The 12,667-nt window shown below is 66.6% G+C and carries 10 protein-coding genes; 8 read left to right on the top strand and 2 right to left on the bottom strand.

Translation table 11 applies throughout. From position 1 onward, the window contains the following. The first annotated feature begins 33 nt into the window (after positions 1–33). The 8 genes from ccmE (at position 34) to AB5K84_RS31445 (ending at position 11,660) form a co-directional block, all read left to right on the top strand. Positions 34–543 carry a cytochrome c maturation protein CcmE gene (gene ccmE / locus AB5K84_RS31480; RefSeq protein WP_011085910.1) on the top strand — a complete coding sequence of 170 codons (510 nt, stop codon included), beginning with the start codon at positions 34–36 and terminating at the stop codon, positions 541–543. Beyond that, a complete protein-coding gene (locus AB5K84_RS31475) occupies positions 540–2,522 on the top strand; it encodes a heme lyase CcmF/NrfE family subunit (protein WP_011085911.1) in 1,983 nt (660 codons plus the stop codon). Before ccmE ends, AB5K84_RS31475 begins: the two co-directional genes overlap by 4 nt. A 4-nt stretch (positions 2,523–2,526) precedes the next feature. Further along, positions 2,527–3,009, top strand: coding sequence for a cytochrome c-type biogenesis protein (locus AB5K84_RS31470; RefSeq protein ID WP_011085912.1), 483 nt, complete (start codon positions 2,527–2,529; stop codon positions 3,007–3,009). 126 nt (positions 3,010–3,135) lie between these two features. Next, positions 3,136–4,479: a methyl-accepting chemotaxis protein gene (locus AB5K84_RS31465; RefSeq protein ID WP_011085913.1), complete on the top strand. Its 1,344-nt coding sequence runs from the start codon at positions 3,136–3,138 to the stop codon at positions 4,477–4,479. 223 nt (positions 4,480–4,702) lie between these two features. Next, the gene (locus tag AB5K84_RS31460; RefSeq protein ID WP_011085914.1) at positions 4,703–6,280 is read left to right on the top strand and encodes a Do family serine endopeptidase; all 1,578 of its coding nucleotides are present in this window, start codon (positions 4,703–4,705) and stop codon (positions 6,278–6,280) included. 271 nt (positions 6,281–6,551) lie between these two features. Further along, on the top strand, positions 6,552–7,232 hold the full coding sequence (locus AB5K84_RS31455) for a response regulator transcription factor (protein WP_038965709.1): 681 nt from the start codon (positions 6,552–6,554) through the stop codon (positions 7,230–7,232). Next, complete coding sequence (locus AB5K84_RS31450) at positions 7,216–8,676, top strand: sensor histidine kinase (RefSeq protein ID WP_011085916.1); 1,461 nt, start codon at positions 7,216–7,218, stop codon at positions 8,674–8,676. Before AB5K84_RS31455 ends, AB5K84_RS31450 begins: the two co-directional genes overlap by 17 nt. Beyond that, positions 8,673–11,660 carry a bifunctional [glutamine synthetase] adenylyltransferase/[glutamine synthetase]-adenylyl-L-tyrosine phosphorylase gene (locus AB5K84_RS31445; RefSeq protein WP_011085917.1) on the top strand — a complete coding sequence of 996 codons (2,988 nt, stop codon included), beginning with the start codon at positions 8,673–8,675 and terminating at the stop codon, positions 11,658–11,660. Before AB5K84_RS31450 ends, AB5K84_RS31445 begins: the two co-directional genes overlap by 4 nt. Here the strand turns inward: AB5K84_RS31445 and AB5K84_RS31440 are convergent. Then, a complete protein-coding gene (locus tag AB5K84_RS31440) occupies positions 11,617–11,850 on the bottom strand; it encodes a formate dehydrogenase subunit delta (protein ID WP_038965706.1) in 234 nt (77 codons plus the stop codon). The genes AB5K84_RS31445 and AB5K84_RS31440 overlap by 44 nt on opposite strands. After that, the gene (gene fdhD, locus AB5K84_RS31435; protein ID WP_011085919.1) at positions 11,840–12,667 is read right to left on the bottom strand and encodes a formate dehydrogenase accessory sulfurtransferase FdhD; all 828 of its coding nucleotides are present in this window, start codon (positions 12,665–12,667) and stop codon (positions 11,840–11,842) included. The genes AB5K84_RS31440 and fdhD overlap by 11 nt, the downstream gene beginning before the upstream one ends.

Raw genomic sequence — 12,667 nt, 5'->3', positions numbered from 1 at the left:
GATGTCAGGACGAGACGAGAGAACGGATACGCCATGACCCGCAAGCAGCGACGCATGACCATCATCGGCGGCTCACTCGCCGTGCTCGCGCTCGCCGCCGCGCTGGTGCTCAACGCGCTGCGCGACTCCATCGTGTTCTTCTCGACCCCGACCATGGTCGCCGAGAAGCACGTTCAGGCCGGCAAGCGGTTTCGCCTCGGCGGCCTGGTGCAGCCGGGCTCGCTCCAGCGTGGCGACAATCTCGCGGTAAGCTTCGAGGTCGCCGACGGCAACGCCAAGCTGCCGGTCGCCTACAAGGGCATCCTGCCCGACCTGTTCCGCGAAGGGCAGGGCGTTGTCGCCGAAGGCGCGCTCGATGCTAACGGCGTGTTCAAGGCCGACACGGTGCTTGCCAAGCACGACGAGACCTACATGCCCAAGGACGTCGCAGATGCCCTGAAGAAGCAGGGGCACTGGAAGGACGATTACGGCGGCAAGGCTTCTGATGGCGTCAAGCCTGCGGCCACGACAGCACAGGGCAACCCGCAAGGAGCGGTGCGGTGATCGCGGAATCCGGGCATTACGCGCTGGTGCTGGCGCTCGGGCTGGCACTGATCCAATCCATCGTGCCGTTGATCGGCGCGCGGCTGCGCGACGATGCGCTGATGAGCGTGGCGCGCTCCACCGCGCTGGCGCAGCTGCTGTTCGTCGGCGCCTCGTTCGTGGCGCTGGTGATGCTGCATGTGAATTCGGATTTCTCCGTCGCCAACGTCTACGAGAATTCGCATTCGATGAAGCCGCTGCTCTACAAGATCACCGGCGTCTGGGGAAACCATGAAGGCTCGATGCTGCTGTGGGTGTCGATCCTGGCGCTGTTCGGCGGATTGGTCGCGGCGTTCGGCAACAATCTTCCGCTGTCGCTGCGCGCGCATGTGCTCGCGGTGCAGGCCTGGATCGCCAGTGCCTTCTATCTCTTCATCCTGGTGACCTCGAACCCGTTCCTGCGTATCGCCAACCCGCCGATCGAGGGACGCGATCTCAATCCCGTGCTGCAGGACATCGGTCTCGCCGTGCATCCGCCGATGCTCTATCTCGGCTATGTCGGATTCTCGATCTCGTTCTCCTTTGCCATCGCGGCGCTGATGGAGGGGCGGATCGACGCCGCCTGGGCGCGCTGGGTGCGGCCGTGGACGCTGGTCGCGTGGATCTTCCTGACGCTCGGCATCGCGATGGGCTCCTACTGGGCCTATTACGAGCTCGGCTGGGGCGGCTGGTGGTTCTGGGATCCGGTCGAGAACGCCTCGCTGATGCCGTGGCTTGCCGGGACGGCGCTGCTCCATTCGGCGCTGGTGATGGAGAAGCGCAACGCGCTGAAGGTCTGGACCATCCTGCTGTCGATCCTGACCTTCTCGCTATCGCTGCTCGGCACCTTCCTGGTGCGCTCGGGCGTCATCACCTCCGTGCATGCCTTTGCCACCGATCCGACCCGCGGCGTGTTCATTCTGCTGATCCTCTGCCTGTTCATCGGCGGCAGCCTGTCGCTGTTCGCAGGCCGCGCGACATCGTTGAAGCAGGGCGGCCTGTTCGCGCCGATCTCGCGTGAGGGCGCGCTGGTGCTGAACAATCTGCTGCTGACCGTCGCCTGCGCGGTCGTGCTGTTCGGCACGCTCTATCCGCTGGCGATGGAGATGCTCGCCGACTTCAAGATGTCGGTTGGCGCGCCGTTCTACAACCTCACCTTCGCACCGCTGTTTGCCCTGTTGCTGCTCGCCGTGCCGTTCGGGCCGATGCTGGCGTGGAAGCGCGGCGATCTGCTCGGCGTCACCCAGCGGCTGCTCGCGGCCGGCGTTGCCGGGCTCGTTGTAGTCGCGATCGTCTGGGCCTGGACGCGTGGCGGCAGCGCGCTCGCACCGCTCGCGATCGGACTTGGCGTCTTCGTCATCGCCGGCGCCGTCACCGATCTGGTCGAGCGGACGGGCCTGGTTCGTCTGCCGCTCGCAACAGCGCTGCAGCGGGCGCGCGGCCTGCCACGCTCGGCCTGGGGCGCGGCATTGGCGCATGCCGGCCTCGGCGTCGCGCTGATCGGGATCGTCTGCGAGACCACCTGGAACAGCGAATATATCGCGACGATGAAGCGGAGCGACGTCGCCCATGTCGCCGGCTACGACGTGAAGCTCGACGGGTTGTTTCAGCGTCAGGGCCCGAACTACCGCGAGATGATCGCCGAGTTCAACGTCAGCCGCGACGGTGAGACACTGAGCGTCATGACGCCGTCCAAGCGCAGCTTCACCACCCGCGGCTCCTCCACCACGGAGGCCGCGCTGCTGACCCGCGGGGCGAGCCAGCTCTACATCTCGCTGGGCGATGCCAATGCCGAGGGCGCGATTGCCGTGCGCATCTATCACAAGCCGCTGGTGCTGCTGATCTGGTGGGGTCCGGTGCTGATGGCCTTCGGCGGCGTGCTGTCGCTGTCCGATCGCCGCCTGCGGGTCGGCGCGCCAAAACCGGCGCGGGCCAAGCAGCGCCTGCAGCCGGCGGAGTGATCCGATGCGCCGGATGATGGCCGCGTTCGTCGCGCTTGCGCTGCTGGCTTCGCCCGCGGTGCATGCCGTGCAGCCCGACGAGATCATGTCGGATCCGGCGAAGGAGACGCGCGCGCGCGACCTGTCGCGCGAGCTGCGTTGCATGGTCTGCCAGAACCAGTCGATCGACGATTCCGATGCGCCGCTGGCGCGCGACCTGCGGCTCCTGGTGCGCGAGCGCATCGCGGCCGGCGACAGCAACTCGCAGGTGCTCGACTTCCTGGTCGCGCGCTATGGCGAGTTCGTGCTGCTCAAGCCGCGCTTCGAGCGGCAGACCTTGCTGCTGTGGCTGCTCGGCCCCCTGCTGCTGACCGGCGGTGGCCTGGCGCTGTGGCTGCAAATCCGGCGTCGCTCGCGGAGCGGTGCAGACCTACCTGCGCCGCCGCTCACGCCCGATGAAGAGGCGAGACTCGCGGCATTGATGTCGGACGAGGCCAAATCGTCCTAGCGACGTGAAATCCTCCCGGCTACGTATTGATACGTAATCTGCCGGCCGCCGCCGGGTGTTTCATGCTATGTTGACCTTTGTCTGGAAGCTTGTCCCGAGATTTGATTCCAGACTCTGAGTTCCCCGATGTTCGCGAACAGCAATCTGACGATCCGCTTCCTGGTCGGCGCCGTTGTCGCTGCATTATTGTTCCTGCTGGGCATCGGCGGCGGCACCGGATTCGTCGCGGTGCTCTATCTCAACAACGAGATCACCAGCCTGTCGTCGGACTTTGCTGCGCTGAGCGGGCCCGCACGCGATCACGCGATGCAGATCTACCAGCAGGCACAGGCCGCATTCTCGTATTTCCTGATCGCCTGCGGCGTGATCGCGGTCGTCGCCTGCGCGATCTGCCTCACGACCTGGTTTGCGGTGCGCAACGGCATCCTCAGTCCGTTGGCGGCGATCGTGCATGCCATGCGCGAGGTCGCCGACCAGAAGTTCGAAACCCCCGTGCCGGGGCTCGGCGGCACCAACGAAATCGGCCTGCTCGCCGGCGCGCTGGAGGTCTTCAAGACCAACGGGCTCGAACGGCGCCGCCTCACCGAGCAGCAATTGCGTGAAGCGCAGCACCAGGCCGAGCGGTCGAAATTCCTGGACGCCCGGATCAAGCGCTTCAACGATCTCGTTGCCAGCGTCGTCGATAGCGTGGCCTCGTCGGCCGTGCATCTGAAGAGCAATGCCGAGACGCTGTCGCGGACGGCCAACGACACCAGCACCAAGGCCAATGCGGTGGCGAGCGGAGCGAGCCAGGCCAGCGCCAGCGTGCAGACGGTCGCGGGTTCCGCCGAGGAGATGACGAATTCGATCGGCACGATCAGCCGACGCGTCACCGATGCGACCCAGCGCGCCGAGGGCGCGGCGGCGCAAGCCGAGAAGAGCCGCGACACCATCCACACGCTGTCGGACGCCGCCGACAAGATCGGCGAGGTCGTGCAGCTCGTGCAGGCGATCGCATCGCAGACCAACCTTTTGGCGCTCAACGCCACCATCGAGGCGGCGCGGGCGGGGGAGGCCGGCAAGGGGTTTGCCGTCGTCGCCTCCGAGGTGAAGAGCCTCGCGCACCAGACCAGCAAGGCGACGGAGGAGATCACCTCCCATGTCGCCAGCATCCAGGGCATCACCGCGGAGACGCGCGGGGCGATCGACGGCATCTCGAAGACGCTGTCGGAGATCTCGTCGATCATGTCCGGCATCGAGGTCGACACTGCCCAGCAGCGCAACGCCACCCAGGACATCTCGCGCAGCGTCCAGGACGCCGCGCGCGGCACGCTCGACGTGTCCAACCACATCGCCCAGATCACCTCGACCTCCGCCGAGACCGGTCGCATGGCGGCCGAGGCCCGGGATTCTGCCGTCGATCTGTCGCAGCAGGCCGAGACCCTGAAGCGTGAAGTCGACGAGTTCATCGTCAGCGTCAGGGCAAGCTGAGGTCGCCTAAAACCTCGCCGGGGAGGCGGTCACCGGAACTCGAATAAGTTCCTGTAAGACCACAACTTTCGGTCTGCGCTAAACTGCCGCATCAACGCCGCCCCTTCATTACGAAAGTTTAACCCCGCCGCCAGCGCACGGTAAGGCGCGAGCCCCCATCTTCAGGTCCGTAAGGTGCTGCCATCCCGCACCAAATGGATTTCAAGGCCTTGGAGAGCTCTGCATGACCGAACGTCCCGACCTTTCGAACCTTCCGTCCTACCGGCAGCCGCGCCGGTCGGTCTTCTCCGCGCGCAAGATCGCGCTGATGGCCTCGGTCGTCGCCGGCTTCGGCGCAGCCGTCTACGGCTTCAGCCCGTCCGTGTCGCCGGCCGACCTGTTCTCGAGCCCGGCGCATGCGCAGGTCAACAACGAGGTCCGGAAGGTTGAACGCCCGGTCGGCTTCGCCGACATCGTCGAGCGCGTGAAGCCGTCGGTGATCTCTGTGAAGGTCAACATCAAGGAAAAGACCGCGAGCAACGATGACGGCGACGATTCCTCCTCGCCGTTCCAGCCGGGCTCGCCGATGGAGCGCTTCTTCCGGCGCTTCGGCGGTCCGGATGGCATCCCGGGCATGAAGGGCGGCCGTGGCCGCGTCGTGCAGGGCCAGGGTTCCGGCTTCTTCATCTCGGCTGACGGCTTTGCCGTGACCAACAACCACGTGGTCGACGGCGCCGACAAGGTCGAGGTCACCACCGACGACGGCAAGACCTATACCGCCAAGGTGATCGGCACCGACCAGCGCACCGACCTTGCCCTGATCAAGGTCGAGGGCGGCTCGAACTTCCCGTTCGCAAAGCTTGCCGACGGCAAGCCGCGGATCGGCGACTGGGTGCTCGCAGTCGGCAATCCCTTCGGTCTCGGCGGCACCGTGACCGCGGGCATCGTCTCGGCCAGCGGCCGCGACATCGGCAACGGTCCCTATGACGATTTCATCCAGATCGACGCGCCCGTGAACAAGGGCAATTCCGGCGGTCCGGCCTTCAACACCGACGGCGAGGTGATGGGCGTCAACACCGCGATCTACTCGCCCTCCGGCGGCAGTGTCGGCATCGCGTTCTCGATCCCGGCCAACACCGTGAAGACGGTTGTTGCCCAGCTCAAGGACAAGGGTTCGGTCAGCCGCGGCTGGATCGGCGTGCAGATTCAGCCGGTGACGTCGGATATCGCCGACAGCCTCGGCATGAAGAAGGCCGAAGGGGCGCTGGTGGCGGAGCCGCAGGCGAACGGTCCGGCGGCGAAGGCCGGCATCGAGTCCGGCGACGTGATCACCTCGGTCAACGGCGAATCCGTCAAGGACGCCCGCGAGCTCGCCCGCACCATCGGCGGCATGGCGCCCGGTGCGATCGTGAAGCTCAACGTGCTGCACAAGGGCCAGGACAAGGTCGTGAACCTCACCCTCGGCCAGCTGCCGAACACGGTCGAGGCCAAGGCCGATACCGATAACGACAGCGGCAAGGGCGCGACCAAGGGCACCGACGTGCCCAAGCTCGGCATGACCGTTGCGCCCGCGAACTCCGTGGCCGGCGCCGGTAAGGAAGGCGTCGTGGTTACCGAAGTCGATCCGAAGAGCGCCGCGGCCGAACGCGGGTTCAAGGAAGGCGACGTGATTCTCGAAGTCGGCGGCAAGAGCGTGAGCACCGCCGGCGATGTCCGCGAGGCCATCAACACGGCGCGGACCGACAACAAGAACAGCGTCCTGATGCGCGTGAAGAGCGGCGGCCAGTCGCGCTTCGTCGCGATTCCCCTCGCCAAGGGGTAAGCGTCAGGAGGCTACGCAATGAAGGGTGTCGCCGGCATCAGTCGCCCCAGCCGCCGGCGCCCTTCGGGGGAGCAGCGTAACATTCGCTTCCCCAATCTACCTTCCGGTGGAATTACGCCCCCCTCCGTCGGAAGGCCTAGGGCGGTGAGGTCCCCCCAGCTTCACCGCCCGCCTTTTTCTCGACCCGAGACTCTCCCACTCGGCTTGCATGCGATTGCCGCTCGCGCCATGTTTAGAGAAGGTGACCTCCTTGACCGCCGCCGAACGCACGATGCGCCTCCTCATCATTGAAGACGACCGCGAATCCGCCGACTACCTCGTGAAGGCGTTTCGCGAAGTCGGACACATTGCCGACCACGCCCCCGACGGCGAGGAAGGCCTCGCCATGGCCGAGAACGGGGACTACGACGTGCTGGTGGTCGACCGCATGCTGCCCAAGCGCGACGGCTTGTCGTTGATCGGCGCGCTGCGCGACAAGGGCAACACCGCGCCGGTGCTGATTCTCTCCGCGCTCGGGCAGGTCGACGACCGCATCAAGGGCCTGCGCGCCGGCGGCGACGACTATCTGCCCAAGCCCTATTCCTTCGCCGAGCTCCTGGCGCGGGTCGAGGTGCTGTCGCGCCGCCGCGGCGGCCCGGCGGAGGACACGCTCTATCGTGTCGGCGATCTCGAGCTCGACCGGCTCTCCCATCGCGTCGCCCGCGGCAAGGACGAATTGACGCTTCAGCCGCGCGAATTCCGCCTGCTCGAATACCTCATGAAGCACGCCGGCCAGGTGGTGACGCGCACCATGCTGTTGGAGAACGTCTGGGACTATCATTTCGATCCGCAGACCAACGTGATCGACGTGCACATTTCGCGGCTGCGCTCCAAGATCGACAAGGGTTTTGAGCGGCCGCTGCTGCACACGATCCGCGGCGCCGGGTATATGATCCGTGACGGCATTCGGTAAACTGATCCGCACCACGGCATTCCGGCTGACGCTAGTCTACCTGTTTCTGTTCGCGATTTTCGCAGCCTCGCTGCTCGCCTATTTCGCCTGGAATACGCGGCGGCTCATCACCGAGGAAATCACGCAGACGGTGAATGCCGAGACCTCGGAGATCAACGAGATCTACGGCCGCCGCGGCCTCGTCGGCCTCGTGCGCGCGATCGAGTATCGGGCGCTGCGGCCGGGTGCCAATCTTTACCTCGTGACGACGCCGACGGGGCAGGCGGTGGCCGGCAATGTCGGCTCGCTGGCGCCGGGCGTGATGGCAACGCGCGGCTGGACCGAGACGGCCTATCGGCGGATCGAGGACGCCGACGAGCGCGATCACCGCGCGCTCGTGCGCGTCACCGAACTCGAAAACGGCTTCCGGCTGCTGATCGGCCGCGACCTCGCCGAGCGGCGTCGTCTGTTCGGCATCGTCGCCAAGGCCGCGCAATGGTCAGTCCTGATCGTGGTCGTGCTCGGGCTCGGCGGCGGCGTCTTCGTCGCGCGCAGAGTGCTCAGGCGCATCGACGCGATGAGCGGCACGGCGCACCGCATCATGACCGGCGATCTCAGCGAGCGCCTGCCGGTGGGGCGCAGCGGCGACGAGCTCGACCGCCTCGCCGAAAACCTCAATGCCATGCTGGAGCGCATCGAGGCGCTGATGGCGGGGCTGAAGGAGGTCTCCGACAATATCGCCCACGATCTCAAGACGCCGCTGACACGCTTGCGCAACCGCGCCGAGGAGGCGTTGGCGAAATCGGGCTGCGAGGCCGACTACCGCGCCGCGCTGGAGCGGACCATCGAGGAATCCGACGGGCTGATCCGCACCTTCAACGCGCTGCTGATGATCGCGCGCGCCGAGTCCGGCCAGGCGCGCGGCAACATGGACGATTTCGACGCCGCCGATGTCGCGGGCGGCATCCACGAGCTCTACGAGCCGCTCGCCGAAGACGACGGCATGACCCTGAAGGTCAAGGCCGATCCGACGCCGGTTCACGGCAACCGTGAGCTGATCAGCCAGGCGCTCGCCAATCTGGTCGAGAATGCCATCAAATACGGCAAGCCGGTCACGCAGGCCGGCGGAACCGTGGTCAGCATGGACTCTGGGCAGATCATGATCGAGGCGAAGCGCGAGGGCGACCAGGTGCTGCTGAGCGTCACCGATCGCGGCCCCGGTATTCCGGAAGCCGACCGCAAACATGCTGTCGAACGATTCGTCCGGCTTGAAGCTAGCCGCACGCTGCCGGGCTCCGGCCTCGGCCTCAGCCTTGCCTCCGCAGTTGCGACGCTCCATGGCGGAGAATTGCGGCTGGGCGATGCCCATCCCGGCCTCGTCGCCACGCTGGTGCTGCCGGCGCGCGCGGGCGCGGGCGACAGGGTTGCTCCTCCAATACCGGATGTGCCACAGAAGGTGGCATGAACCACTCCGCGCCGGGAAACGCGGACAAGCATGGTGAGAGCCTGGCCGCACGCTTCGCGGAGGCTCCCCATATTGCCGCTTCCACAACCGACGAACGACGTTTTGAAAGCTGGCTGGCCGAGCTCGAGCCGGCACAATCGGCTCGTCTCGAAGCGCTGCTGGTTCAGCCCTTCGGCCGGAATATCCTCGTCGGCATCGCGGAATTCTCGCCCTATCTGTTCGATCTGGTGCGCGCCGATCCGCTGCGCCTGATCCGGCTGCTCGAATGCGATCCGGATACTCATCTCGCCGCACTGATCGCGGAGGCGAGGGGCGCGGTGCTCGCGGCACCTGACGAGGCCGAGGTGATGCGGCTGCTTCGCCGCATGAAGGCGGAGGCGGCGCTCCTGACCGCGTTGTGCGACATCGGCGGGGTATGGCCGGTGATGCGGGTGACGTCGGCGCTGACCGATGTCGCGGTCTCCTCCGTGCAGGCGGCGCTCCAGTACCTGCTGCGGCAGGAAGCCGCACGAGGAAAGCTTTTCCCGCCTAATCCCGAGGCACCGGAAGAGGGCTGCGGCCTGATCGTGCTCGCGATGGGCAAGATGGGGGCGGGCGAGCTGAACTATTCCAGCGACATCGACCTCATCGTGTTCTTCGACCCTGACGCCACGACGCTGGCGCCGGATATCGAGCCGCAGCCGTTTTTCGTCCGCGTGACGCAAGGCATGGCGCGCATTCTCCAGCAGCGTACCTATGACGGCTATGTCTTCCGCGTCGATCTGCGCCTGCGCCCCGATCCGTCCTCGACGCAGGTGGCGATCTCACGGGACGCCGCGCTGCATTACTACGAGCGGGAAGGGCGCACCTGGGAACGCGCCGCGATGATCAAGGCGCGCGCCTGTGCCGGCGATGCCAGGGCAGGCGAGGCGCTGCTCGCCGAGATCGCCCCCTTCGTCTGGCGCAAGCATCTCGACTTCGCCGCGCTTGCCGACGTCCACGACATGAAGCGGCAGATGCAGACCTATCGCGGCCAGAGTGAGGTCGCGGTCGAAGGCCACAACGTCAAGGTCGGCCGCGGCGGCATCCGCGAGATCGAGTTTTTCGCGCAGACCCAGCAGCTGATCGCCGGCGGCCGCCATCCGGAATTGCGGGTGCGGCCGACGCTCGCCGCGCTCGATGTGCTCGCCAGCAGCAACTGGATCACCCTTGCGGCGCGCGACGAGCTCGCCAGGGCGTACGAATTCCTGCGCCGGGTCGAGCATCGCCTCCAGATGGTCGCCGACGAGCAGACCCATGCGCTGCCCGACGACAGGGAAGCGGTCGAGCGCTTTGCCCGGTTCTTCGGCTATCCGGATCGCGAGGCCTTTGCGCGCGACCTGCTGCGGCAGCTCGAGATCGTGCAGGGGCACTACGAGAAGCTGTTCGAGGGCGATGACCCGACCGGCACGGCAAAGCTGCCGGCGCTCGACTACAGTGCAGGTCCCGACGATCCGCGCCTGTTCCAGCACCTGACGACGCTCGGTTTCAAGAAGCCTGCCGCCGTGGCGCAGACCGTGCGAGACTGGATCACGGGCGACTATCGCGTGTTCCGCAACGAGGCGACGCGAAGCGCCTTCATCGAATTCGTGCCGGCCCTGATCGACGGCCTCGCCCTCGCCGAGGAGCCGGACCGCGCCGTCGTGGCGTTCGATCAATTCCTTGGGGCGCTCCAGCGTGGCGGCCGGCTGATCACGCTGCTTGGCCAGAACCGCGATCTCGTCGCGCTCGTGGCGCTGGTGCTGGGCGCGGCGCCGCGGCTCGGCGAGATGCTGGCGCGGCAGCCGCAGCTCATGGATGGGTTGATCGATCCGCGCTTCTTCGGCGCGATGCCGGACAGGCGGGAATTGTCCGGGCGGCTCGCCGCCACCGTGCAGGATGCCGCCTCATATGAGGAATTCCTCGATCGCCTGCGCCTGTTCGGGCAGGAGAGCCTGTTCCTGATCGGCACGCGCATCCTCTCCGGCACGGTCTCGGCGCAGCAGGCGAGCACGGCCTTTGCCGACGTCGCCGAAGGCGTCGTCCACACAGTGCATGACCTCGTTGCCGATCGCTTTGCCGCCCAGCACGGCCGGATCAAGGGGCAGGAGACGGCGATCATCGCGATGGGCCGGCTCGGCAGCCGCGAAATGACCGCGTCGTCCGATCTCGACCTGATCCTGCTGTACGATTTCGACAGCGAGAATCCGGACTCGGACGGGCCGAAATCGCTTCAGGGCGCGCATTATTTCGCGCGCTTCACCCAGCGCCTGATCAGCGCCTTCACGACGCGCACCAATTACGGCGTGCTCTATGAGATCGACATGCGGCTGCGCCCGTCGGGGCGGGCCGGCCCGGTGGCCTCGAGCCTTGCCTCCTTCGCGGATTATCAGGCCAACGAGGCCTGGACCTGGGAGCACATGGCACTGACGCGTGCCCGCGTGGTGTCGGCATCGGCTGAATTCGGCGAGCGGATCGCGGGCGTCATCCGCGATGTCCTGACCCGCCGCCGCGATCCTGCCACCATCGCCAACGACGTCGCCGACATGCGGCGCGCGATCGCGCAGGAGAAGGGCGAGACCGACTATTGGGATCTCAAATATGCCGCCGGCGGCATGATCGACATCGATTTCATCGCGCAATATCTCCAGCTCGTGCATGCCCATCACAAGCCGGATATTCTCGACGTCAGCACGCTTCAGGTGCTGGACAATGCGGCGAGGCTCGGCGTGCTGCCGCAGTCGGAGGCCGAGATCCTGCGTGCCGCGGCGCGGCTCTATCACGACCTGACGCAGATCCTGCGGCTCTGCGTCAGCGACCGCTTCAAGCCGGAAACCGCCGGCACCGATCTCCAACGCGTGATGGCGCGTGCCGGCGACGCGCCGGATTTCTCGTCGCTGGAGGCGCGTGTGAAGGAGACGCAGAGCGAGGTGCGGCGCGTGTTCAGGGCGTTGCTGGAAGGGACGTCGCCGGCTTCAGCGAGGTGAGGGCCTCGCGGACATTGGGCTCCAGGCCCACGCCGCCGGCGTCGAGATGGGCGAAGATCGCGCGCTTCATCCGGGGATCCCAGAACTTCTTGATATGCTCGGCGATTCCCGGCACGGCCTTGTCGTGGCCCTGGCTCTGGAAGAACCTGCCGATCTGGTTGGCCATGTAGATCAGGCGGTCAGGCGACATCGGCAACCTCCGTGGCATGGCAGGCGACGATGCGGCCGCCATGCGTAAACACTTCGAACCCGTCTTGCCGGGCAATGGCGATCAGCGTGATGCCGGCGGCTTCCGCGGTGCGGACCGCGAGCGCGGTCGGCGCGGAGACCGCGACCATCAGCGGGGCGCCTATCGCGGCGGTCTTCTGCACCATCTCGACCGAGACGCGGCTCGTCAGCAGCACCATGCCGCCGCGCGCATCCGTCCGGCTGCGCGCCAGCGCACCGGCAAGCTTGTCAAGCGCGTTGTGGCGGCCGACATCCTCGCGCAGCGCTACGATGTTGCCGGCAGGAGACCAGAACGCGGCGGCGTGAACGGCGCGGGTTTGCATGTTGATCGATTGCAGCGGTGCGATGGCCTGCATCGCCGTCATGATCTGCTCGGGCGTGAAGTTCTGCCCCGGCGGCACGACGGCCGCAGGCCGCACGGCTTCTGCAATGGACTCGATGCCGCAGATGCCGCAGCCGGTCGGGCCGGCGATATGACGCCGCCGTTCGCTGATGCGCGCGGCTTGGTCCGGCGCAAGCCACATGCGCAGCTCGATGCCGTCGTCGAGGCGGACTATTTCGAGCGACCGGATGTCGTCGACCGATCTGACGATGCCTTCGCTGAGGCTGAAGCCGACTGCGAAGTCCTCGAGGTTTTGCGGCGTCCCCATCATGACGGCGTAGGTGCCGCCATTGTAGGTCAGCGCCAGCGGCGTCTCCTCGGGGATCAGCCGTGTGCCTTCGGACGCAACGCTGTGGCGCCAGATTTCGCGGTCGATGGCCTGGACCGGCACGTGCAT

Source organism: Bradyrhizobium sp. 1200_D9_N1_1 (assembly GCF_052075915.1).
Taxonomy (GTDB): domain Bacteria; phylum Pseudomonadota; class Alphaproteobacteria; order Rhizobiales; family Xanthobacteraceae; genus Bradyrhizobium; species Bradyrhizobium diazoefficiens.
The sequence above is the reverse complement of the archived record's forward strand: the minus strand, read 5'-3'. Positions and strand labels throughout refer to the sequence as shown.